At 66.9% G+C, this 24,046-nt stretch carries 17 protein-coding genes; 15 read left to right on the forward strand and 2 right to left on the reverse strand.

The genetic code is table 11. From position 1 onward, the window contains the following. The first annotated feature begins 54 nt into the window (after positions 1-54). The gene (locus BKE09_RS15835) at positions 55-3,165 is read left to right on the forward strand and encodes an ESPR-type extended signal peptide-containing protein (RefSeq protein ID WP_075676365.1); all 3,111 of its coding nucleotides are present in this window, start codon (positions 55-57) and stop codon (positions 3,163-3,165) included. 69 nt (positions 3,166-3,234) lie between these two features. Beyond that, positions 3,235-3,978, forward strand: a complete 744-nt coding sequence (locus tag BKE09_RS15840) for a hypothetical protein (RefSeq protein WP_075676366.1) — start codon at positions 3,235-3,237, stop codon at positions 3,976-3,978. Positions 3,979-4,183: 205 nt separating this feature from the next. On the opposite strand, the gene BKE09_RS15845 is transcribed toward BKE09_RS15840, so the two are convergent. Then, entirely contained in the window at positions 4,184-4,828 is a 645-nt protein-coding gene (locus tag BKE09_RS15845; protein WP_075676367.1) for a hypothetical protein, read from the reverse strand. A 409-nt stretch (positions 4,829-5,237) separates the two neighbouring features. Next, a complete protein-coding gene (locus BKE09_RS15850) occupies positions 5,238-7,661 on the reverse strand; it encodes a penicillin-binding protein 1A (RefSeq protein WP_075676368.1) in 2,424 nt (807 codons plus the stop codon). 219 nt (positions 7,662-7,880) lie between these two features. Between BKE09_RS15850 and BKE09_RS15855 the strand changes: the two genes are divergently transcribed. From BKE09_RS15855 to tkt, 13 genes are all read left to right on the forward strand, one after another. Beyond that, positions 7,881-8,939, forward strand: coding sequence for a pilus assembly protein PilM (locus BKE09_RS15855; protein ID WP_014038321.1), 1,059 nt, complete (start codon positions 7,881-7,883; stop codon positions 8,937-8,939). After that, positions 8,939-9,823, forward strand: a complete 885-nt coding sequence (locus BKE09_RS15860; protein WP_075676369.1) for a PilN domain-containing protein — start codon at positions 8,939-8,941, stop codon at positions 9,821-9,823. The genes BKE09_RS15855 and BKE09_RS15860 overlap by 1 nt, the downstream gene beginning before the upstream one ends. Then, positions 9,820-10,476 carry a type 4a pilus biogenesis protein PilO gene (gene pilO / locus BKE09_RS15865; RefSeq protein ID WP_005418916.1) on the forward strand — a complete coding sequence of 219 codons (657 nt, stop codon included), beginning with the start codon at positions 9,820-9,822 and terminating at the stop codon, positions 10,474-10,476. Before BKE09_RS15860 ends, pilO begins: the two co-directional genes overlap by 4 nt. After that, positions 10,476-11,009: a pilus assembly protein PilP gene (locus tag BKE09_RS15870; protein ID WP_005418914.1), complete on the forward strand. Its 534-nt coding sequence runs from the start codon at positions 10,476-10,478 to the stop codon at positions 11,007-11,009. Before pilO ends, BKE09_RS15870 begins: the two co-directional genes overlap by 1 nt. 21 nt (positions 11,010-11,030) lie before the next feature. Beyond that, on the forward strand, positions 11,031-13,004 hold the full coding sequence (locus BKE09_RS15875; RefSeq protein ID WP_075676370.1) for a type IV pilus secretin PilQ family protein: 1,974 nt from the start codon (positions 11,031-11,033) through the stop codon (positions 13,002-13,004). A 186-nt stretch (positions 13,005-13,190) separates the two neighbouring features. Further along, positions 13,191-14,216 carry a MoxR family ATPase gene (locus BKE09_RS15880; RefSeq protein WP_075676371.1) on the forward strand — a complete coding sequence of 342 codons (1,026 nt, stop codon included), beginning with the start codon at positions 13,191-13,193 and terminating at the stop codon, positions 14,214-14,216. 8 nt (positions 14,217-14,224) lie between these two features. After that, on the forward strand, positions 14,225-15,154 hold the full coding sequence (locus BKE09_RS15885; RefSeq protein WP_075676372.1) for a DUF58 domain-containing protein: 930 nt from the start codon (positions 14,225-14,227) through the stop codon (positions 15,152-15,154). Next, entirely contained in the window at positions 15,151-15,600 is a 450-nt protein-coding gene (locus BKE09_RS15890; RefSeq protein WP_075676373.1) for a DUF4381 family protein, read from the forward strand. The genes BKE09_RS15885 and BKE09_RS15890 overlap by 4 nt, the downstream gene beginning before the upstream one ends. After that, the gene (locus BKE09_RS15895) at positions 15,597-16,601 is read left to right on the forward strand and encodes a VWA domain-containing protein (RefSeq protein WP_075676374.1); all 1,005 of its coding nucleotides are present in this window, start codon (positions 15,597-15,599) and stop codon (positions 16,599-16,601) included. The genes BKE09_RS15890 and BKE09_RS15895 overlap by 4 nt, the downstream gene beginning before the upstream one ends. Continuing rightward, on the forward strand, positions 16,598-18,436 hold the full coding sequence (locus BKE09_RS15900) for a VWA domain-containing protein (RefSeq protein WP_075676375.1): 1,839 nt from the start codon (positions 16,598-16,600) through the stop codon (positions 18,434-18,436). The genes BKE09_RS15895 and BKE09_RS15900 overlap by 4 nt, the downstream gene beginning before the upstream one ends. Next, positions 18,433-20,142: a BatD family protein gene (locus BKE09_RS15905; RefSeq protein WP_075676376.1), complete on the forward strand. Its 1,710-nt coding sequence runs from the start codon at positions 18,433-18,435 to the stop codon at positions 20,140-20,142. The genes BKE09_RS15900 and BKE09_RS15905 overlap by 4 nt, the downstream gene beginning before the upstream one ends. A gap of 57 nt (positions 20,143-20,199) precedes the next feature. Beyond that, a complete protein-coding gene (locus BKE09_RS15910) occupies positions 20,200-21,519 on the forward strand; it encodes a dicarboxylate/amino acid:cation symporter (protein WP_075676377.1) in 1,320 nt (439 codons plus the stop codon). Positions 21,520-21,733: 214 nt separating this feature from the next. Beyond that, complete coding sequence (tkt, locus tag BKE09_RS15915; RefSeq protein ID WP_075676378.1) at positions 21,734-23,731, forward strand: transketolase; 1,998 nt, start codon at positions 21,734-21,736, stop codon at positions 23,729-23,731. Positions 23,732-24,046 lie beyond the last annotated feature (315 nt).

Here is a 24,046-nt window from a genome sequence, read left to right on the forward strand (position 1 = left end):
GCCCTGCGTCATGCGCAGGGCCTCATTTCCGATGTCCTGTTAAGGAGAGAAAGCATGAACCGTATCTATCGCCGAATCTGGAGTGCCGCCCGACAGTGCTGGGTAGTTGCCAGTGAAGTTGCCACCGCTCGAGGCAAGGCGTCGAGCGCCTCCGCGCGAAAGCTGTCAGGCGTACTCCTCCTCACCGCATGTACCAGCACCGCGAGCGCAAAGTCCGAAGTTCCTGCCAGTAGCGACCTGACCGACGAGGATGTCGTTACTGTGCTTGAGTCTGTAGCCGAAGCACCGGCGTCATTCCAACCATTTGGCCTGGTCCCGCTGGCCAGCCCCATCCAGATAGGTGATGCGGCGGTGGCGACCGGACTGGATGCCATTGCGATTGGTTATTCGGCTCATGCATTTGGCGATCAGGCCGCAGCGTTCGGGCACAGGGCAGTGGCCTCGGAGATGGGGGCGCTTGCGTTGGGAGACCGTGCATTCGCGCGAAGTGGTTTTTCCGCGGCAATCGGCAGTAATGCTCAAACGTCAGGAGCGTGGTCCATCGCGGCTGGTGCGAGCTCGCGGGCATCACTGAGTGGTTCCGCATTCGGGGTAAGCGCGGCGGCTTGGGGAGACTACTCGGTCGCTCTGGGCCGAAGTGCGAGCGCCTACAGCGAACGGGCGATTGCCATTGGCTACGGCGCCCGGACGCTGGACAGCGCGGCGGGTGTTTCCCGAATTGCCATTGGTGACAGCTCATCGGCAGGTACCGATGGGTGGACCGGAGCAACCTCCATTGGTGGATCTGCTAAAGCTTCCCACGACAGCGTAGCGATCGGCTATGAGGCAAGCACGACTGCGTCTGGTGCGGTGGCGCTGGGACGCGGGTCGATTGCAGACGAGGCAGGAACAGTCTCGGTTGGCACGGCGACATCCCAGCGTCGTATCGTGAATATTGCTGATGGCAGGTTGAATGCCACCAGCTCCGATGCGGTTACCGGCAGGCAGCTCAATACCACCAACAGCAATGTCACGGCCGCGCGCTCCGTCGCCGACGCCGCAAAGACCAATTCTGACAGCGCGCTGGCAAAGGCCAATACGCTTTCGGGTCTCCTGAGCGAGACATCTGCTTCGGGGAACGTCCGGTTGGGCGCATCCAACAGTGGCACCATCCTGGACGTGCGGAACAGCGCCAGCGCCAACCGCAGGATCACGGGTGTTGCGGACGCAACATTGTCTTCAACCAGCACCGATGCGGTGACTGGCCGGCAGCTCAACACCACCAACAGCAATGTCAGCACCGCGATGAGCGATGCCAGTTCCGCCAGGTCCACAGCGAACACCGCGCTGACGCAGGTGGGCACGCTCAACGGACTGCTGAATCAGGTCAGTGCCAGCGGCAATGTTCGCGTGGGTGAGAAGAACAGTGGCTCCGTGCTGGATGTGCGCAATAGTGCAAATGCGAACCGGAAGCTGACCGGCGTGGCCGATGGCGTGGTCAGCACCAGCAGCGACGAGGCCGTCAATGGCAGGCAGCTCAATGCCACCAATGACAGGGTGACGACGGTGGAGGGTGTGGCCAGGTCTGCGGGCGCAGACGCTGCCGCGGCGAAGACCGATGCAGCCAAAGCGTTGACCGAGACGGCGGCGCTGGGCTGGCTGGTGGCGCAGGTTTCTGCGTCCGGCGATGTGCGCCTGGGCGGGAAGAATAGCGGTGCGACGTTGGATGTGCGCAACAGCGCCAATGCCAATCGGAAGATCACTGGTGTGGCAGATGGAATCTTGAGTGCCAGCAGTGCTGAGGCTGTGTCTGGTAGTCAGCTCTATTCAACCAATTCACGCGTCTCAGATCTTGAGGATCTTGCGCAGTTTGTGAGTATCGGCTCTGCGCCCTTCAGTGAACGCGCCGAAGCAGGTGTGGCAGGCGTTGCAGTGGGGAATTCAGCAAAGACGGGACTGGAGGGGGGAACTGCGGTAGGCACATTTGCGGAGGCGATGGGCAAGAACTCCACCGCAATTGGCAGAGCGGCGACTGTCTCTGTGGATTCCGAAAATGGATTCGCAATGGGAGTCGGTGCACAGGTCGGTGGAGGCGCGGGCGGTGCGAATGAAGGCGTCGCGATTGGTGCTGGCGCAAGAGTTGGAAGCGGGGCTCACGGCTCGCTGGCACTTGGAAATAGTTCCCTAGCAGATGAAGAAGGAGTTGCGTCATTTGGGGGTGTGGGCATGCAGCGCCGCCTTGTAAACATCGCCCGAGGCACCGCCGACCACAACGCCACCATCGTCTCCCAGCTCAAGGACTCCCTCGCCACCCTCGGCGGTGGAGCAAGCGTAGACGCCAGCGGCAACATCATCGCGCCGACCTACACGGTGCAGGGTGGAACGCAGAACACCGTCGAGGACGCGCTGATGGCTCTCGATGGCGCTGTCATCACCGCAGGCCGTCGCGCGGACAAGGTGGAAGGTCAGCTCAGCTCGATCTTCCAGGATTCACCGTCGGTCCGTGCCGATGGCATGAACCAGATCGCGCTGAATGGAGTGAATGGCATGGTGCTGACCAACTTGGCTGACGGCCGAGTGGCGCCAGGAAGCCGCGATGCCGTCAACGGTGGCCAGCTGCATTCGATGCAGCAGCAGCTCAACGGCCGCATGGATGGGCTGGAGCAGCGCATCGACGATCAGCCGCAGGCCCGCGCCATGGCCGCAGCGTCCACGCCTTCGCCGTCCACCGAAGAGATCGCGCCGGCGCCGGAAACCAGCGGCTCGGCGCAGATCGCCTCTACCGGTGAAGGTGACAAGCCCACGCCGCAACCGAAGTCGAAGCAGGACGACACGCCCAAGCCGCAGGTCGACACCGCCGAGCTGGAGAAGATGCTGGCCCGTGCCAACGAGTACACCGATGGTGCGATCAGCAATTTCGAACGCCGCCTGGACAAGATGGACAAGCGCTTCAACCGCATGGCGGCAATGAGCAGCGCACAGAGTGCGATGGCGATGAACACCGCTGGCCTGGCCACCTACAACCGCCTGGGTGCGGGCGTCGGCTACAGCGAGGGTGAGTCGGCGATGGCGGTGGGCTACCAGCGTGTGCTGAACGAGAAGGGTTCGGCCACCTTCAGCCTCAATGGGGCGTTCACCAACAGCGGTGAGCGCAGCATGGGCGTGGGTGTGGGCATCGGCTGGTAAGCGATGGAGCCCTGGCGTGACGCGCGTAATCCACCCCGTCGCGCCGGGGTCCTTGCCGAGGAGATGGCCATGTACCGATGGGTGAGTCGATTCATCAGCTACCGCACGTTCTATCTGTGGCGGGCGCGGTACTTCTACTACACCCGGAATCTGGACAGCTGGGTCCTGTTCACCCTGTTGTGCCTGACCGGCATGGTGCTGGTGCTCTGGTACCACTGGCGGGTGGTGAGCGTGCCGCCGCCGCGCGTGCACCCGGAGGTGGCAGCGCTGCGCGTGGAGAACATCACCGGCGAGGCGATCCATCGCATCGTGCTGGTGCAGCATGGCGGCACCACGCCCGGCGAGCCGTTCACCACGCCGGAAGAGGTCCGGGCCGGTACGCTGCGCACGATACGGGTACGGGAGCTGCTGGACAGTGCGATGGTGTGGCAGCTGAAAGCCCATATGCTGGCCGACATGGCGGCGTACATCGAGGCCACGGGAAGCTGCTTCCCATACCCGTGCTGGCAGCTGAAGCATCGGCTGTCACTGCTCCGCGCAGCGCAGGCGGAAAACACGGCCATCAACGAGGCGCTGGCGCCGGTGCTGGAGGTGCCGCTGGACAGGATGCCCAACCTCAACGGGGGTGAGCGCGCGCGGATACAGACGGCCTGGTCCGACGCGTTCGGCGACGTCTACAACCAGACCTGGCTGTTGGCTGATCTGCAGGACATGCACGCCCGGATGATGGTGGAGTATCCACGGCGCGCGGGTGCGCCGTGGCTGGCACGCCTGCTGACCGGCGATGCCAAGGAGCCGCATGAGCTCCGGTAGGCAGGGTGAGCGCGCTTACATGTAGAGTCGAGCCATGCTCGACTGCTCTTCGGTCAGGTATCCGGACGCCTGAAGCACCGTGCGGACCAACGGTCCGCACCTACCAAAGGCAAGAGCCATGCTCGACTGCTCTTCGGTCAGGCGTACGGACGCCTGAAGCACCGTGCGGACCAACGGTCCGCACCCACCAATACCGGCGCTACCGTCACCCGCCGATATACGCGGTGATCTCCGCCTCGGCCAACACCTGCCGCAACTGCGCCACCGACGCGCGCCGCATCGGCTTCTCATCCACCGGTGACAGCGGCGCCTGGCGCAGGGCGTCGTACGGCAGCACGGCCAGGTCGAAGGTCAGCTCCTCGGCGCTGAACACCCACACCGGTACATCCAGGCAGCGTTCGCGGTCCATTCGCAACCGGCGCGTCCGCGATTCGGCGGGAATGCCGTGCTCGTCCAGGAAGCGGTGCACGGCTTCCGGGTCGTCGCTGTGCAGGTGCAGCTGTACGGGGCTGTTGGCATCGGCGGTACCCTCCAGCACCGGGCCGGCCAGCCGTGGGGCGAAGCCATGCAGGAACTCCAGCGCGCGCATCGCGGCCTCGCGTCGGCGCTGCAGTTCGTTGCCGTGCTGGGGCCCGGAGAACAGCCGCTGGTATTCGCGCAGGGCGTCTTCGATCTCGGTGTTGCGGGGCAGGGAGGCATCATCGTGGATGCCGAGCCGGCTTGCGGCCTTCAACTTGGCCTGGTGGTAGTCGCGGATGCCGCCTTCGGCCATCAGGCGGGCGGCTTCGTGGGCGAGGCGGTGACGCCGCTCGCGGGTCTGGCTGGCAGCATGCTGGCGGGCGCGGTGCATGCGATGACTCCCTGTTGCGACCTGGCTACAGACTAGCGCACGGATGTGACATCTGCGTGGGTATGGCGCGGAGATGCCAACCAACGGTTGGCACCCACCAACGCTTTGGTAGGTGCCGACCGTTGGTCGGCACGAGGCGCCAACCAAGGTTGGCCTCTACCTAGAGCCGCATTGGTGCCAACCAACGGTTGGCACCCACCGACGCTTTGGTAGGTGCCGACCGTTGGTCGGCACGAGGCGTCAACCAGGGTTGGCCTCTACCAGGGCAGCACCGGTGCCAACCAACGGTTGGCACCCACCAACGCTTTGGTAGGTGCCGACCTTGGTCGGCACGAGGCGCCGACCAAGGTTGGCCTCTCCCAGAGCGGCATTGGTGCCAACCAACGGTTGGCACCCATCAAACCGTTCCTCAGAAGATATCGAACGCGGCGGCGTCGGCCTGCGGCGTATTGAGGTTCAGGTCGTAGTCGGTCAGGCGGTCCATGTCTTCCACCTTCACCCACTCGGTCGCGCCGTTGAGGGTGGCCTGGACCATGCCGCTGGGCGGGTCGTTCTGCGCGATCGGGGTGTCCTTCAGCGCGGTGCGCATGTAGTCGATCCAGATCGGCAGGGCGGCCTTGCCACCGTATTCGCGGTAGCCCAGCGAGCGGAAGTCGTCGCGGCCCACCCACACGGTGGTCACGTACGGGCCACCGAAGCCGGAGAACCAGGCGTCGCGGTGGTCGTTGGTGGAGCCGGTCTTGCCGCCCACGTCCTCGCGGCCGAGCACCTTGGCCTGCACGCCGGTACCGCGCTGGACCACGTCGCGCATCATCGACACCAGCTGGTAGGCGGTGCGGGCATCGATCGCGCGCGGGGCGGTGCGGGCATCCGGGTTGGCCGGTGCCGCCGGGGTTTCGACCTTGGCTTCGGCCTTGGCTGCGGCGGCCGGGTCCACCTTCGGGGCCGGAGCGCCGAAGTTGAAGCCGTCCACCACCTGGTTGACCGGTTGGTCGCTGCTGCCGGCGCAGTCGCGGCAGGCCAGCGCCGGGTTTTCCTTGAACACCAGGTTGCCGTCGCGGTCATTGACCTGGTCGATCAGCCAGGTGTCCACGCGCGAGCCGCCGTTGGCGAACACGGCGTAGCCACGCGCCACCGACAGCGGGGTCAGCGAGGCGGTGCCCAGCGACATCGACAGGTTCGGTGGCAGCTCCGATTCGGCAAAGCCAAACTCGCTGATGTACTTGCGCGCGTAGTCCACGCCCATGCCATCGAGCAGGCGCACCGAGACCAGGTTGCGCGACTGCACCAGCGCCTCACGCAGGCGCATCGGGCCGCGGAAGCCGCCGCCGTCGTTCTGCGGGGCCCAGGTCTTGCCGCGGCGGTCGCGGAACACGACCGGGGCGTCCAGCACGATCGAGGCCGGGTTGTAGCCCTTGTCGAAGGCGGCCGCGTAGACGAACGGCTTGAAGCTCGAACCCGGCTGGCGGCGGGCCTGGGTGGCGCGGTTGAACTTGTTGCCGGAGAAGCTGAAGCCACCCACCAGCGCTTTCAGCGCACCGCTGTGGGCATCCAGCGAGACCAGCGCGGACTGGCCGCGCGGGATCTGGTCCAGCAGCCACTCACCTTCCTTGGCCCCGGCGCGCACACGCACGATGTCGCCGCGCTGCACCAGCTTGCCCGGGGTCTTGTTGGTCCACTTGGCGGCACCGGCCGGCAGCACGATCTCGGTACGGTTGGCGAGCACCACGGTAGCGCTGCCGTCGGCACCGGTGCTGGCGACGATCGCCGGCAGCAGGCCGGCCTGGCCGAACATGCCGCGCAGGTGCTCGGCCAGGGCGGCGGTATCGTCGCCGGCGCCCAGCTGCACCTGCTTCTCCACGCCGTGCCAGCCGTGGCGGTGGTCGTACAGCAGCAGGCCATCGCGGATGGCAAGGTTGGCGGCGGTCTGCAGGGTGGAGTCGATGGTGGTGGTGACGTGATAGCCCTTGTTGACCACGTCGCCGCCGAAGCGGGCGATCATTTCCTGGCGCACCAGCTCGGCCACGTAGGGCGCATCGACCTGCACCGGCGGCTCATGCGCGGTGGCGTGCATCGGCACGGCCTTGGCCGCGTCGGCCTCGGCCTGGCTGACGAACTTCAGGTCGGCCATGCGCTGCAGCACGTAGTTGTCGCGGCGCTGGCGGGCACGTTCCGGATTGGAGATCGGGTTGCCCGACGAGGGGAACTTGGGGATGCCGGCCAGCGAGGCCATCTCGTCCAGGTCCAGCTCGTTCAGCTTCTTGCCGTAATAGAACTCGGCGGCAGCGGCCACGCCGTAGGCGCGGTTGCCGAAGAAACTCTTGTTCAGGTACAGCTCGAAGATCTCGTCCTTGCTCAGCTCGGACTCGATCTTCCGCGCGAGCAGGATCTCGGCCAGCTTGCGGGTGTAGCTGTACTCGGAGCTGAGGAAGAACTGGCGGGCGACCTGCTGGGTGATGGTGGAACCACCCGGCACGCGCTTGTCGTTGGTGGTGGCCAGCAGCCACACCGCGCGGCCGATACCCATGTAGTCCACACCGCCATGCTCGTAGAAGCGGGCATCCTCGGTGGCCAGGAACGCCTGTTTCAGCTTCTCGGGCACGTCCTTCATGGTGATCGGGGTACGCCGGGTCTCGCCGAACACCGCCATCAGCTTGCCGTCGGCAGCATAGACGTACATCGGCTCCTGCATTTCCACGTCGCGCAGGGTCTGCACGTCGGGAAGCTTGGAGGAAACGGCATAGTACAGACCGCCCACGGCGGCCGCGCCGATCAGCGCCAGGACCAGGACAATCAGGAAGATCCAGCGCAGCCAGCGGCGGAGTCGAGTCATCGGGTTCAGATTCCGATTGCGAATTTCGTGGTCGCAGAGTATAGATTACGCAAGGTGGCGGCTGGGGTCGGCACCGGGGAGCGCAAGGGGAATTGCCAGGGGCTGCATCGTGAATCCGTGAGGGATTTCACAGCAGGGCGGTTGCCATTTGCTAAGAATACGTTATTAATGCGCGGACGCAGCTCTTGCGTCCAAGTGCCCGTCGGCAGGGGAGAAACCGTGGGGCTCATCCCAAAAAGTCAGTCGCCGCTTGTTGGCGTCGACATCAGTTCGACTGCGGTAAAGCTTTTGCAGCTGTCCCGCAGCGGCAATCGTTTCCGCGTGGAACATTACGCTGTGGAACCTCTTCCGCCGAATGCGGTGGTGGAGAAGAACATCGTTGAAGTGGAGGCCGTGGGTGAGGCCATCCGCCGGGCGATGAACCGTTCAGGCAGCAAGGCCAAACTGGCCGCTGCCGCCGTCGCGGGGTCGGCGGTGATCACCAAGGTGATCCCGATGCCGGCCGATCTCGACGAAAACGACATGGAAGCCCAGATCGAGCTGGAAGCGGTCAACTACATTCCGTATCCGATCGAGGAAGTGAACCTGGACTTCGAGGTGATCGGGTCGATCCCGAACAACCCGGAGATGGTCCAGGTGCTGCTGGCCGCGTCGCGTTCGGAGAATGTCGAGCTGCGCCAGTCCGCGCTGGAACTCGGTGGCCTGCAGGCCAAGGTGATGGACGTGGAGGCCTTCGCGGTCGAGAACGCCTACGCCCTGGTCGCCAGCGAGCTGCCGGTGTCCATCGACGGCGTGGTCGCGCTGGTCGACATCGGCGCAACCATGACCACCCTCAATGTCCTGCGCGGCGGCCGTAGCCTCTACAGCCGCGAGCAGGTGTTCGGTGGCAAGCAGCTGACCGACGAGATCATGCGCCGCTACGGCCTGAGCTACGAGGAAGCCGGGCTGGCCAAGCGCCAGGGCGGCCTGCCGGAAAGCTACGAGATGGAAGTGCTGGAGCCGTTCAAGGAAGCCACGGTCCAGCAGATCAGCCGCCTGCTGCAGTTCTTCTATGCAGGCAGCGAATTCAACCGCGTCGATCACATCGTGCTGGCCGGCGGTTGCGCCGTGCTGGGCGGCCTGCCGGAGATGGTCGAGGAACAGCTGGGTGTGCCGACCGTGGTCGCCAACCCGCTGGCGCAGATGACCCTGGGGCCGAAGGTGAACGCGCATGCGTTGGCCCAGGATGCCCCCGCGCTGATGATCGCGACCGGTCTGGCGCTGAGGAGCTTTGACTGATGGCACGCATCAATCTATTGCCCTGGCGCGCCGAGCGGCGCAAGCAACGCCAGCGCGAGTTCTACGCAATGCTGGGCATGGCCGCTGTCGGTGGCCTGCTGCTGTCGCTGATGATCTGGTTCTATTACGACCGCCAGGTGAGCGGCCAGATGGACCGCAACGCCTATCTGGAAGCCGAGATCGAGAAGGTCAAGGAACAGAACAAGGAGATCGATCGTCTCGACGCGCAGAAGGAACGCCTGCTGGCCCGCAAGAAGGTGATCGAGGAACTGCAGGCCAAGCGCTCGCAGATGGTCCACCTGTTCGACGCGCTGGTGCGCACCATTCCCGACGGCGTGGTGCTGACCGCGCTGAAGCAGGAAGGGGATGTGCTGACGCTGGAAGGCCGCACCCAGTCCAACGCCCGCGTTTCGGCCTACATGCGCAATCTGGAGACGTCCGGCTGGATGACCAACCCGGAGCTGTCGATCATCGAAGCGCGTGACCCGGAGAAGGACAAGGACGGCAAGGCCGGCCCGCTGGCCGACATCAAGGCGCTGCCCTACGTGTTCGTGGTCAAGGTGAAGCTGCCGGCACAGAGCGAAGAGGTTTCGGCGACGCCGGGCCTGAACGCCGATGGCTCGGTGGCGACGGCTGCGCCGGCACCGGTGGCTCCATTGGCCGCAGGTCCGGATGCCGCGACGCCTGCGGCTCCGGCAGCGGGCCAGCCGGCAGCGGCTCCCGCCGCACCGGCCGCTGCACCGCCGGCCACTCCGGCCAAGCCCAACCAGCCGGCCGCACCGGCCGCCACGCCGGCCCCGGCACCTGCCCCGAAGCCTGAGGGCAGCCGCCTGGCGCAGCCGCCGCAGGCCTTCAATGCGCTGCTGCAGGGGGACCGCGCATGAGCCAGAAGATCGACATCAAGAACCTGGATTTCAACGACATCGGCAACTGGCCGCAGAAGGCCAAGATCGTCTTCTGCTCATTGCTGGCGCTGGTCATCATGTTCGTGGCGTGGATGCTGCTGATCAGCGGCAAGCGCGAAGAACTGGCCGGCCTGGAATCGAAGGAAGTCGAGCTGCGCACCGAGTTCACCAAGCAGCAGGAACGCGCGGTGAACCTGGGGCCGCTGAAGCAGCAGCTGGCGCAGATGGAGCAGGTACTGCAGCAGATGCTGCGGCAGCTGCCGAGCAAGACCGAAATGCCCGACCTGATCATCGACATCTCGCAGACCGCGCTGTCCAGCGGCCTGACCAACGAGCTGTTCGAGCCGGAGCAGGAGCAGATCAAGGAGTTCTACGCCGAGAAGCCGATCAAGCTGCGCATGGTGGGCAGTTACCACCAGTTCGGCGCGTTCGTCAGTGGCGTGGCCTCGCTGCCGCGGGTGGTGATCCTGACCATGCATGACATCAACCTCAAGCCCAAGGAAAAGACCGGCGGCAACGTTCGCAGCGGTGCACTGGAACTGTCCGGTACGGTCAAGACCTACCGCTACCTGGACGAGACCGAAGTGCAGGCGCAGCAGGCGGCCGACGCTGGCAAGGAGGGCAAGAAGTGATGCGCGCGCAGACCGTACGTGGTGCGATGGTGCTGGCTGTGCTGCTGCTGGCCGGTTGCGGCCGTGGCGTGACCAGCACGCCTGGCGACGCACCTAACCTTGAGAAGTGGGTGGAAGGCGAGCGTGCGCGACCGGCGCAGCCGCTGGAGCCGCTGCCGGTGATGCAGCAGTTCGAGACCTTTGAATACTCCGCGCAGGGCATGCGCGATCCGTTCACCGATGCCTGGACCAATCCGCAGCAGGGGAATGGCGGATTGCGACCGGACCCGAACCGGCGCAAGGAGCCGTTGGAAGGCTTCCCGCTGGATGCGCTGGACATGGTGGGCACCATCGGCACCGGTGCAGGCACCGTGGCGCTGGTGATGGGGCCGGACAAGGTCACCTATCGGGTTCGCCCGGGCGGTTACCTGGGGCAGAGCGACGGGCGGGTCACGGCGGTCTTCGAAGACCGCGTGGAGCTGATCGAACTGGTGCCGGATGGCGCGGGTGGCTGGCTGGAACGGCCGGCAACGCTCTCGCTTGAAGATCAATGATCGTTTACTGGGGATAGCACGATGACCTTTCACCAAGCCAAGGGGCTGCGTCCCATCCGGCGCTCTACCTTGAACCGTGTCAGCGCGCTGGGAGTCGCGCTGATGCTGGCCTGCGCTCCGGCGCTGGCTGCCGCACCGGCGGAAAAGCCGGTGGGCGCCACCGTGGCACCGGCCGCCGCGCCGGCTGGCCTGTCGGTGGCCAAGATCGATTTCAAGCGTGGCGATGACGGCGCCGGGCGCCTGATCGTGCAGTTCGACGGACAGGGCGCGATCCCTGACCTGCGCACGCAGGGCAACAGCGTGGTGGTCGACGTCGGCAATGCCCGACTGCCGGCCAACCTGCAGAAGCCGATGAACGTCACCGACTTCGCCACGCCGGTGCAGCGCATCGACGCCAAGCCGTCCGGTGCCGGCACCCAGCTGGTGCTGAGCACTGGTGGCGCGGTGGAATCGCTGGCCTACCAGAGTGGCAACGAGTACGTGGTCGAGATCAGCCCACGTCAGGCCCAGGCCGCCGTCGGCGCGGTCACCGCCGGCAGCGTCACCCAGGCGGCCAAGGCCGTCGGCCAGCGCGGCTTCACCGGCAAGCCGGTGACCTTCAACTTCCAGGACGTGCCGGTGCGCACCGTGCTGCAGTTGATCGCCGAGGAGTCCAACCTGAACGTGGTTGCGTCCGACTCGGTGCAGGGCAACGTGACCCTTCGCCTGGTCAATGTGCCGTGGGACCAGGCGCTGGACATCGTGCTGCGCGCGAAGGGTCTGGACAAGCGTCGCGACGGCAGCGTGATCTGGGTGGCGCCGCAGGCCGAACTGGCCAAGTTCGAGCAGGAGAAGGAAGACGCGCGCATCGCCATCGAGAACCGCGAAGACCTGCAGACCGACTACATCCAGATCAACTACCACAGCGCCACGCAGATCTTCAAAGCGCTGACTGAGGCCAAGGGCATCGGCGGCAGTGCTGGTGGCGGCAGTGGTGGCAGCGGCAGTGGCAGTGCGTCGCAGGAAGACAGTGGCTTCCTGTCCTCGCGCGGCCGCATCGTGGCCGACGAGCGCACCAACACGCTGATGATCAGCGACATCCCGAAGAAGATCGCGCGCATGCGCGAGCTGATCAACGTGATCGACCGCCCCGTCGACCAGGTGCTGATCGAAAGCCGCATCGTCATCGCCACCGATACCTTCGCCCGCGAACTGGGTGCGAAGTTCGGTGTCAGCGGCAGCCGTGACAACGTGTACTTCAGCGGCAGCCTGGATGCCAATGCGAAGACCCGTGAGTCGCAGGTCACGACCGACCTGGCCAATGCCAAGGCCGAGCGTGACTGGGAAGCCGGTGGCCGGGTCGGTCCGCCGCCGGTGAAGTCCGGCTCGGCGATCACCCGCGGCCTGAACTGGAATCTGCCGGTGGCCGCCGCCAGCAATCCGGGTTCGCTGGCGCTGTCGATCCTCAATGCCGGTTACCTGCTGGACGTGGAGCTGTCGGCCATGCAGCAGGAATCGCGAGGCGAGGTGATCTCCAACCCGCGCGTGGTCACAACGAACCAGCGCGAAGCGATGATCAAGCAGGGCAAGGAGATCGGCTACGTCACCATCACCGGCGGCGGTGTCGGCGGCGTGACCACTCCCAATGTGCAGTTCAAGGAAGTAGTGCTGGAGCTGAAGGTCACTCCGACCATCACCAACGACAACCGCGTGTTCCTCAACATGCAGGTGAAGAAGGACGAAGTCGACCAGCTGATCCAGCTGGAGGGCTACGGCACCGTGCCGTCGATCAACCGTCGTGAAGTCAACACCGCGGTGCTGGTCGAGGACGGGCAGACCGTGGTGATCGGTGGTGTCTACGAGTTCACCGATCGCAACAGCATCAGCAAGGTGCCGTTCCTGGGCGACGTGCCGTTCCTGGGCAACCTGTTCAAGAAGCGCGGCCGCAACAAGGACAAGGCCGAGCTGCTGGTGTTCGTCACCCCGAAGGTGCTGCGCGTGGCCAAGCAGAACTGAGCCATCGCGCCGAAGTCTTCGAAGAAGGGCCGCCCTGTGCGGCCCTTTTTCGTTTGGGCTGGCGGTACGCACGGAGCAGGTCCAAGCCCTGCGTGGACAGCTGTTCAGCCGTTCTTGATGCCAATCGCAGGGCACCCTGCGATGATGTCGGGAACCCGTGCCGTCCTGCGCCGGTCAAAGGCCCCCATGAACCTGCCACCGCCGATGCCCGAAACCGTCTCGCCGCCGCCCGCGCCGGCCACTTCCCGCCTGCATGCGGCGTTCACCCAGCTGCGCGATGCGTTGTCGGCCGAGATCGTCGGCCAGGCGGCGCTGGTCGAACGCCTGCTGATCGCACTGTTGGCCGACGGCCATCTGCTGGTGGAGGGCGCACCGGGCCTGGCCAAGACCACGGCGATCCGTGCGCTGGCCTCGCGCCTGGAGGCAGACTTTGCCCGTGTGCAGTTCACGCCTGACCTGCTGCCGGCCGACCTCACCGGCACCGAGATCTGGCGACCGCAGGAGGGCCGTTTCGAGTTCGTGCCCGGCCCGATCTTCCACCCGATCCTGCTGGCCGACGAAATCAACCGCGCACCGGCCAAGGTGCAGTCGGCACTGCTGGAAGCCATGGGCGAGCGCCAGGTCACCGTTGGCCGCCATACCTATGCGCTGCCGCCGCTGTTCCTGGTGATGGCCACGCAGAACCCGATCGAGCAGGAAGGCACCTTCCCGCTGCCGGAAGCGCAGCTGGACCGCTTCCTGATGCATGTGCGCATCGGCTACCCGGACCAGGCGGCCGAATCGGAAATCCTGCGGCTGGCCCGCGAGCGCGCCCGTGGCGCGCTGGGCGAGGCCGCGCCTGCGCCCGACAAGATGCCGATGCAGGACGTGTTCGACGCCCGCCGCGAAGTGCTGGACCTGCACATGGCGCCGGCGCTGGAGCGCTACCTGATCGAACTGGTGCTGGCCTCGCGCGATCCATCGCGCTACGACGCCGGCCTTGGCCGCCGCATCGCCTGGGGTGCCAGCCCGCGTGGCTCCATCGCACTGGAACGCTGCGCACGTGCGCGCGCCTGGCTGGCTGGCCGCGACTTCGTCACCCCCGATGACGTGCGTGCGGTGGCCGCTGATGTGCTGCGCCATCGCGTGCTGCCCAGCTATGAAGCCACCGCCGAGGGCTGGGACGGCGAGCGCCTGGTGCAGGAGCTGCTGGCCCGGGTGCCGGCACCCTGAGCCTGCGCATGACCGATCCATCCTTGGAACAAGCACCGTCTGCGCTCGAAGGTGACGGGCTGCGCCCGCAGCTGGCCGAACTGGTCGCGCTGCGGCGGCTGGCCCAGCGTCCGCCGCCGCCGCGCCGTGGCCGCGCCGGCAACGCGGGCCAGGCACCGTCCCCGCTGCGTGGCCGCGGCATGGAGTACGCCGAGTCGCGCGAATACGTGGCCGGCGACGACGCGCGCCACATCGATTGGCGCGTGACCGCGCGCACCGGCCGAGCCCATACCAAATTGTTCCAGGCCGAGCGCGAGCGGGTCAGCCTGATCGTGGCCGATACGTCGCCGGCGCTGTACTTCGGTACCCGCGTGCGCTTCAAATCGGTGCAGGCCGCCCGCGCCGGTGCTGTTGCTGCGTGGTCGGCGCAGCGCCGTGGCGACCGCGTGGGTGCGCTGCGCGGCAGCGACCGCGAAGCGCCGATCGCCCCCGCGGGTGGACCGCGCGGTGTGCTGCGCGTGCTCGACGCGCTGACCCGCTGGTACGCACAGCCGCCAGCCGACGATCTGGGCCTGGAGCGCGCGCTGGATCATGCCGGCCGCGTGCTGCGCCCAGGGGCACGCATGCTGGTGCTGGCCGATCCGCAGCAGGCCATCCGCATTCCACCGGCGCGCTGGAGTGCGCTGGCCCAGCATCACGACCTCAGCCTGGTGCTGCTGGTCGATCCCCTGGAACTGCATCCCCCCTCGGCGGCGCTGCAGTTCCAGACCGCACAGCAGCGTATCGGTCTCGACCTGCGCCGCAGCGAAGTGCAGGCACACTGGCAGGCGCATTTTGTCGAGCCGCTGCAGGAACTGCGGCGCCAGCTCGGCGCGCGCCGCGTCGACGTGCAGGTGCTGTCCTCCGATGCGCCCAGCGACGCGTGGCTGGCGCCGTCGCCGACCGAGGTGCCGGCATGAGCGCCGCACTGCCGTTACGCGATGTGCAGCTGCCGCCGGCACCGTCATGGTGGCCGCCAGCCCCCGGTTACCTGATGATCGGCGCGGTGGTCGTGCTGGTGCTGCTGGTGATCGCCGTGGTGATGTGGCGACGTCGCCGCCGTCGCCAGCGCTGGTTGCAGTTGTTCGACCAGGAGCTGGCAGCGACCACCGACGCTGCAGCAGAACTGGCGGCGATCGCAGGGCTGCTGCGCCGTGCCGCGCGTCATGCAGTGCCGGGCAGTGAATCGCTGCGCGATGACGCCTGGTGGCAGCGTGTGGACCCGCAGGGCACGCTGCCCGCTGCACGTCGCAGCCTGCTGGCCGAAGGCGCCTATCGCCCGCGCGTCGACAGCAACGACGTGGCCGCTGTGCGCAGCTGGGCCCGCGAACGCTATCTGGCGATGCTGCTGGAGCGCCGCCGATGAACCTGTGGACGACCTACTGGCCATGGCCGGACCTGCAGCTGGCATGGCCATTGGCTTTGCTGGCGCTGCCGTTGCCGCTGCTGATGCGCTGGTGGAAGCGCCGTGCAGAACCGGGCGCCGCACTGCGTGTGCCTTATGCGGCTGCCGAACTGGAAGCGCTGTCTGGTGGTGGCCGTGTTGACGTGTCGTGGCTGCGCACGCTGCTGCTGTGGTTGGGCTGGTGTGCACTGTGCATCGCGCTGGCACGACCGCAGCAGCTGGGCGAAGCCATCACGCCGCCGCAGCAGGGGCGGCAGATGATGCTGGCGATGGATGTGTCCGGCAGCATGGGCGAGGGCGACATGGTGCTGGGCGGCCAGGCGGTCGATCGCCTCACCGCAGCCAAGGCCGTGCTGGCCGACTTCCTGGATCGTCGTGCCGGCGACCGCGTCGGCCTGCTGATCTTCGGCGACCGTGCCTACACGCTCACGCCGCTGACCGCGGACCTGGCCAGCGTGCGTGACCAGCTGCGCGACAGCGTGGTCGGCCTGGCCGGGCGCGAGACCGCCATCGGTGATGCCATCGGCCTGGCGGTGAAGCGCCTGCGCAGCCAGCCGGAGGGACAGCGCGTACTGATCCTGTTGACCGATGGTGTCAGCAATGCCGGTGTGCTGGAGCCGCTGCGCGCAGCGGAAGTGGCACGCGCCGAGGGCGTGCGCATCCACACCGTTGCATTTGGCGGCGATGGCAGCATGCGGTTGTTCGGCATTCCGATTTCCACCGACCAGGATCCGGTCGATGAGGCCACCCTGAAGAAGATCGCCAGCATGACCGGCGGCCAGTTCTTCCGTGCGCGTGACACTGCGCAGCTGGCCGGCATCTATGCCGAGCTTGATCGCCTGGAGCCAGTGGCCGCAAAGGGCCCGAGCCTGCGCCCGCGTGAGGAACGCTACGCGTGGCCGTTGGGCCTGGCGTTGCTGCTGGGCGCATTGGCATGGCTGTGGCCGGAGCGTCGCCGATGATCGCGTTTGCTTCGAATCTTCCCGACTGGAACGCGCTGCACTTCCTGCGGCCCGAGTGGTTGTGGGCACTGCTGGCGCTGCCGCTGATCATCGCGTTGGCGCTGTACCGGCAACGGCGCAGTGATGCGTGGCGGCAGGCGGTGGACGCGCACCTGTTGCCGCACCTGCTGGCCGCCGGTGCAAGGCGACGGGCACGTTTGCCCTGGGCGTTGCTGCTCGGATGGACACTGGCGTCTCTGGCCATGGCCGGGCCGAGCTGGCGCCAGCAGGCACAGCCGATGTTCCAGGCCAGCGCGCCGCTGCTGGTGGTGCTGGACCTGTCCAGCCGGATCACCGCAACCGATCTGCCACCGTCGCGCCTGCTGCAGGCGCGGGCGAAAGTGGGCGAGCTGCTGCGCGCGCGCCAGGGCGGGCAGGTGGGGCTGGTGGTGTATGCCGATGATGCCTACACCGTGGCGCCGCTGACCGACGACGGCAGCAACGTCGCGCTGTATCTGGATGCGCTGTCGCCGGACGTGATGCCGCGCGATGGCCAGCGTGCCGACCGCGGCATCGACTGGGCGACACGCTTGATGCGGCAGATCGGTGCGTTGCAGGGGCAGATCCTGCTGGTCAGCGATCAGGCGGACAGCGAAGCTGCACTGGCAGCGGCGCAGGCGCGCAGCCTGGGTCTGCAGGTGTCGGTGCTGGGACTGGGCACGCCTGCCGGTGCGGCCTACCGCGATGGCAGCGGGCAGATCCGCCAGGCTGCGCTGGATGAGGGCAGCCTGCGTGCAGTCGCCACTGCAGGGGGAGGGCGCTATGCACGCATCTCCGCCGATGACAGCGATCTGCGTGCGCTCGGTGTACTCGACGCGCGCGAAGGCACGGCGGCGCAGCGGCCGGGCGAAGGCAAGCAGTGGCGTGACGAAGGCTTCTGGCTGCTGCCGCCGGTGATGCTGCTGGCATTGCTGGCCTTCCGTCGTCGCGCGGTGCTGGCCGCGGTGCTCGCGGTCGGCCTGCTGCCGTGGATGAATGACGCGCAGGCGCAGGCCCCTGCGACGCCTGCCTCGCAGCCGGCGCAGGGCACGCTGTGGAAGCGTAGCGACCAGGTGCAGCACCAGCGCCTGGCCGAAGGGGTTCAGGCGTACCGCAACGGCGACTTCGCCACTGCACGCAGACAGTTCGAAGGCATCGACAACGATGCCGGTTGGTACAACCTGGCCAACACGCTGGCACGCGAAGGCAACTACGACGACGCGATTGCTGCCTACGACCGTGCGCTGGCACTGCATCCGGGCATGGCCGATGCGGTGGCCAACCGCGCCGTGGTCGATGCCGCGCGCAAGCGCAAGCAATCCGGTGGCGGCCAGGGCCAGGACCAGCAGAAGCCGCAGCAGAACGGGCAGCAGAAGCAACCGCAGAGCCCGCAGGGCCAGCAGAACCCACAGGGGCAGCCGCAGCAGGGCCAGCAGAATCCCGGCCAGGGCCAGCCGCCTTCGGGCCAGCAGGACCCGCCCAAGGCGGGTGACAACAACACGCAGTCGAAGCCTCAGCCTGGCGAGCGTGGCCGCGATGGCCAGCAGGCACCGCCACAGGTGGAGGATGCCAAGGCGCAGGCGCAGGCCGATGCGCAGCAGCGCCAGCGCATGCAGCAGGCAATGCAGCAGGCACGTGAGGGCAAGGGCGAACAGGACGGCAAGCCCGTGCCAGGCAGCGAGGGCGCCACCCCGCGCCAGCGCGAGGAACAACAGGCCGTGGAGGCGTGGATGCGACGTGTGCCGGATGATCCGGGCGCGTTGCTGCGGGCCAAGTTCCAGCTGGAAAACGAACGCAGGAAGAGGGAAGGGCGATGACGCGGGCGATCAACATGCACGGGTGCAGGCCACTGCTGGTACTGGCGGCACTGCTGCTGTGGCTGCCGCTGCTGGCCTGGGCGCAGCCGCGCGCCTGGTTGGACCGCGACCGCATCGCGATGGGCGATACGGTCACCCTCAATGTCGAGAGCGATCAGGGTGCCCCGGACTTCACGCCATTGCGTACCGACTTCGACCTGAGCGGCCAGACCAGCAGCCGCCAGGTGGAGTGGAGCAATGGCAGCATGCAGCAGCGCAACCTTTATGGCGTGGCGCTGACGCCACGGCGCAGTGGTGCGCTGGTGGTGCCCGGCCTGCAGGTGGGCAGTGCGCGCACCGCGCCGCTGACGCTGCAGGTCGATGCGGCCGCCGTGGCGGGGCCCGACAGCAATGCGATGGCCTTCATCGAAACCGTTGTCGATGACGATACGCCGTATGTGCAGCAGAGCGTGGGCGTGGTGGTGCGCCTGTATTTCGCCTCGCAGCTGGCCTCCGGCGAACTGGTGCTGGATACCCCCGCGGGCGCGTCGTTGCAGCGCGTAGGCGACGACCGCACCGATGTGCGCCAGGTCAACGGGCGCCGCTACAACGTGGTCGAACGGCGTTTCCTGCTGATCCCCGAGCGCAGTGGCGCGTTGAAGCTGGCCGGTGCGCGTTTCAGTGGCCGCAGCGCCGGTGGCTTCTTCGATGATTTCTTCGGTGGTGGCGACGGTCGAATGAATGCCACCAGTGCCGACCGCACGCTGCAGGTGCAGGCACAGCCGGCGCAGGCGCCGCAGCCGTGGCTGCCCCTGCAGAGCCTGCAGCTGCGCTACACCAGTGCACCGACCAGTGCCCGCACCGGTGAGGCCGCCAACGTGGTGGTCGAAGCGGTTGCCGAAGGCGCGACGCGCGCGCAGTTCACCGACCTGCCGGTGCCGGATGTCGGCGCCAATGCGCAGGTGTTCGCCGAACCGGCGCAGTACGAAGAGACCTTCAACGGCAGTACGCCGCGCCTGAAGATCACCCGCCGCTATTCGATCGTGCCGCGCCAGCCGGGTTCGCTGGTGGTGCCGGGGCCGCGCCTGCCCTGGTGGGATGTGCGTAATGGCAAGGCCCAGGAGGCGAAGCTGCCGGACCTGACGCTGGCCGTCGCGGCCGGTACTGGCACTGCCTCACCGGCACCGTTGCCGCCGATCGACACCGACGCCGCGCTGCCCGGCACCGATGGCCAGGACAGCCGCATCGCGGCGACCGATCCGCGTGCCAACGGCCTGTCCGAGCGTCCGTGGCCGTGGATGGCCGCGGCCATCGGCCTGGCGTTGCTGTGGCTGTTGACCCTGCTGTGGGGCTGGCAGCGAGGCAGGCGCCCGCGTGCCGTGGCGCCCGCAGCCGGAAAGTCCTCTGTGCCGACTGTGGCGAGCGGACGTGCCGGCCTGGCCGAACTGCGCCGCGCGCTGGATGGCGAGGGCTTCGACCAGGTGGAAGCACAGCTGTGTGCGATGGCCGGCGTTGAACGCATCGAGCAGGTCATCGCGCGGCTTGGGGATGCAGCCCAGCGCCAGGTGCTGCAGGACCTGCAGCAGGCGCGTTGGGGCGGGCAGGGTGATCTGGCGCCGCTGCGTTCGCGTCTGCGCGAGGTCTTCCGTGACGGACCGCACTGGTCGGCGGCCGCGGGCACCGCCGACACTGGCCTGGCGCCGCTGTATCCACCGCGGCGAACCTGAACCGGCGCCGCTTGCGCGCTTTGTTAGAGTGCATTCATTTTTCGAGGAAACCCGCGTATGACAGCAGCTGCTGCCGACAAGAAGAAGTTGCCCCTGCATTGGAAGATGGGCATCGGCTTTGCGATCGGCCTGGTCCTGGGACTGATCGTGCACGCCCTGGGCGGCAGCATCGATGGTCTGCAGGCCGGTGCCAAGTGGGTAATGGACTACGTCACCACCCCGGCGTCGGGCCTGTTCCTCAACCTGATCTTCATGCTGATCGTGCCGCTGATCTTCTCGGCGCTGATCATGGGCGTGTCGGAGATGGGCGACATCCGCGCCCTCGGCCGCATCGGCTGGAAGACGCTGGCCTACACCGTGCTGCTGTCCGGCATCGCGGTGGGCATCGGCCTGGTGCTGGTCAACGTGCTCAAGCCGGGCGCCGGTGTCGACCCGCAGGTCGCCGCGATGATGCTGTCGGAGAACGCCGAGCGCAGCAAGGAGATCGTCGCGGGCATCCATGGCACGCCGAAGGGCATGGACATGCTGCTGTCGATCGTGCCGAGCAACGTGCTGCAGGCGGCGTCGGACAACGGCGCGATCCTGTCGCTGATGTTCTTCGCGCTGATGTTCGGCATCGGCATGGTGCTGACCGACAACGAGAAGGTCGCCCCGCTGCGCCGCGCCATCGAAGGCGTGTTCGAAATCTCGATGACCCTGATCAACCTGGTCATCCGCCTGGCCCCGTACGCGGTGGCCTGCTTCATGTTCAACCTGGCCGCGCTGTTCGGTTTCGAGCTGATCATCCGCCTCGGGGCCTACGTGGGTGTGGTGGTGCTGGCGCTGGGCCTGCACATGATCGTGACCTACGGCACCGCGGTGTGGCTGTCCGGGCGTTCGCCGCTGTCGTTCTTCCGCGATACCCAGGAAGCGACGGTGATGGCGTTCTCCACCGCCTCCAGCAATGCCACCCTGCCGACCGCACTGCGCGTGGCCGACCAGATGGGCCTGCCGCAGCGCGTGTCGCGCTTCGTGCTGACCGTCGGCGCCACCGCCAACCAGAACGGCACCGCGCTGTTCGAGGGCGTGACGGTGATCTTCCTGGCCCAGTTCTTCGGTGTGGACCTGAGCATCGGCCAGCAGTTCATGGTGATGGCGGTCTGCATCCTTGGTGGCATCGGTACCGCTGGTGTGCCGTCGGGCTCGCTGCCGGTGGTGGCGATGATCTGTGCGATGGTCGGCGTGAACCCGCTGGGCATCGGCCTGATCCTGGGCGTGAACCACTTCCTGGACATGTGCCGCACCGCGCTGAACGTGACCGGCGACCTGGCCCTGACCACGCTGGTGGCCAAGGGCGAGTCCCATGACGGCCCGGCGCTGGGCCCGCAGCAGGACTGAGTCCGGCGCCACTGCTGGCGACCTGATCGGGGTCGGATTCCTTTCCGCAGGGAAAGGGCTCCGACCCCGTTTCACATGCGGAATCCGGCGGAGATCATGAAGTGCCGACCAGCGGCCGGCACGACCGGGCAAGGTGAACCGACCCCCTGCCCGGCGACTATGGGACAATAGGCCGCCCGCACGTCCGCGGCCGCCTCCCGATTCCGACAGAACCATGACGCAGCCTACCCGTCGCCAGTTGGCCAACGCCATCCGCTTCCTTGCCGCCGATGCGGTTGAAACCGCAAAGTCCGGCCACCCCGGCATGCCCATGGGCATGGCCGACATCGCCGAAGTCCTCTGGAACGACTACCTCCGCCATAACCCGAGCAATCCGCACTGGTTCAACCGCGACCGTTTCGTGCTGTCCAACGGCCACGGTTCGATGCTGCAGTACGCGTTGCTGCACCTGAGCGGTTACGACCTGCCGATCGAGCAGCTGAAGCTGTTCCGTCAGCTGGGCAGCCACACCGCCGGTCACCCGGAACGCCACGAGACCCCGGGCGTGGAAACCACCACCGGCCCGCTGGGCCAGGGTTTCGCCAACGCCGTGGGCTTCGCCCTGGCCGAGAAGCTGCTGGCACAGCGCTTCAACCGCCCGGAGCTGGAAGTGGTCGACCACCGCACCTGGGTGTTCATGGGCGATGGCTGCCTGATGGAAGGCGTGTCGCATGAAGCGGCCTCGCTGGCCGGTACCTGGGGCCTGCACAAGCTGGTCTGCTTCTGGGACAACAACCACATCTCCATCGACGGCAACGTCGAGGGCTGGTTCACCGACAACACTCCGGAGCGTTTCGAGGCCTACGGCTGGAACGTGGTCCGCGACGTCGATGGCCACGACCCGGAAAGCATCAAGGCCGGCATCGAGGCCGCGCTGTCGCAGAGCGACAAGCCGACCCTGATCTGCTGCCGCACCACCATTGGTTTCGGTTCGCCGAACAAGGCGGGCAAGGAATCCAGCCACGGCGCACCGCTGGGCAAGGACGAGCTGGAAGCCACCCGCAAGCAGCTGGGCTGGGAATACGGTCCGTTCGAGATCCCGCAGGCGATCTACGACGGCTGGCGCGCCAATGGCGCCGGCACCCTGCGCCAGGCCGAGTGGGAACAGCTGTTCGACAAGTACGCCAGCCAGTACCCGGCTGAAGCGTCCGAGCTGACCCGCCGTTCGCACGGCGAGCTGCCGGCCGACTTCGTTGCCAAGGCCGATGCCTACATCGCCCAGGTGGCCGCTGAAGGCCCGACGATCGCCTCGCGCAAGGCCTCGCAGCTGGCCATCGAAGCCTACGCCCCGCTGCTGCCGGAAATCGTCGGCGGCTCGGCCGACCTGGCGCACTCCAACCTGACCCTGTGGAAGGGCAGCAAGTCGGTCGCCAGCGACGACGCCAACGCCAACTACGTGTATTACGGCGTGCGCGAGTTCGGCATGACCGCGATCGCCAATGGCCTGGCCCTGCACGGTGGTTTCATTCCGTTCGACGCCACCTTCCTGGTGTTCAGCGACTACGCCCGCAATGGCGTGCGCATGAGCGCGCTGATCCCGGCCCACGCCATCCACGTCTACACTCACGACTCGATCGGCCTGGGCGAAGACGGCCCGACCCACCAGCCGGTGGAGCACCTGGCCTCGCTGCGCTACATCCCGAACAACGATGTGTGGCGTCCGTGCGATGCGGTCGAGTCGGCGGTGAGCTGGAAGGCCGCGATCACCCGCCAGGATGGCCCGAGCTGCCTGGTGTTCAGCCGCCAGAACTTGCCGCACCAGCCGCGCAACGCCGAGCAGATCGCTCAGATCGAGCGCGGTGGCTACGTGCTTGCCGATGCCGCCGGTACCCCGGACGTGATCCTGATCGCCACCGGTTCGGAAGTTTCGCTGGCCATCGAGGCCAAGGCCCAGCTGGACGCGGCCGGCCTCAAGACCCGCGTGGTCTCGATGCCGTCCACCGACGTGTTCCTGCGCCAGGATGCGGCCTACCGTGAATCGGTGCTGCCGAACGCCGTGCGCAAGCGCGTGGCCGTGGAAGCCGGCGTCACCGGTTTCTGGCGCCAGTTCGTCGGCCTGGACGGTGCGGTGATCGGTATCGACACCTTCGGTGCCTCGGCCCCGGCCGACCAGCTGTACAAGCACTTCGGCATCACCACGGCCCACGTGGTGGAAGCCGCCAAGGCGCTGTAAGCAGCCTCTCGGCGCAACAAAGGAAAGGCCGGCGCAAGCCGGCCTTTCTCGTTCTCCAGAGTAGAGAAAAAGGGGACGGAGGGGATTAAGTCGTTTGTGCACATGCGACTTAATCCCCTCCGTCCCCTTTTCCTTTGCCCGGAATGTTCCACCCGGCGGCACCAGTGTCGCGTTGGCCTCTTCATCTGACCTGCATTCCTTGCGAAAAGGAGGACCTGCCGAGGCACCCTCAGAAGTGGTCATGGACAAGAAGATCGGCGCAGAAACCCATGGTGGATTTGCGGGGTGTAAGGTGATGCCTTACACTGGTGCCGC

Origin of the sequence: Stenotrophomonas sp. TD3, from assembly GCF_001939825.1 — a bacterium.
In the GTDB taxonomy this organism is placed as follows: Bacteria; Pseudomonadota; Gammaproteobacteria; order Xanthomonadales; family Xanthomonadaceae; genus Stenotrophomonas.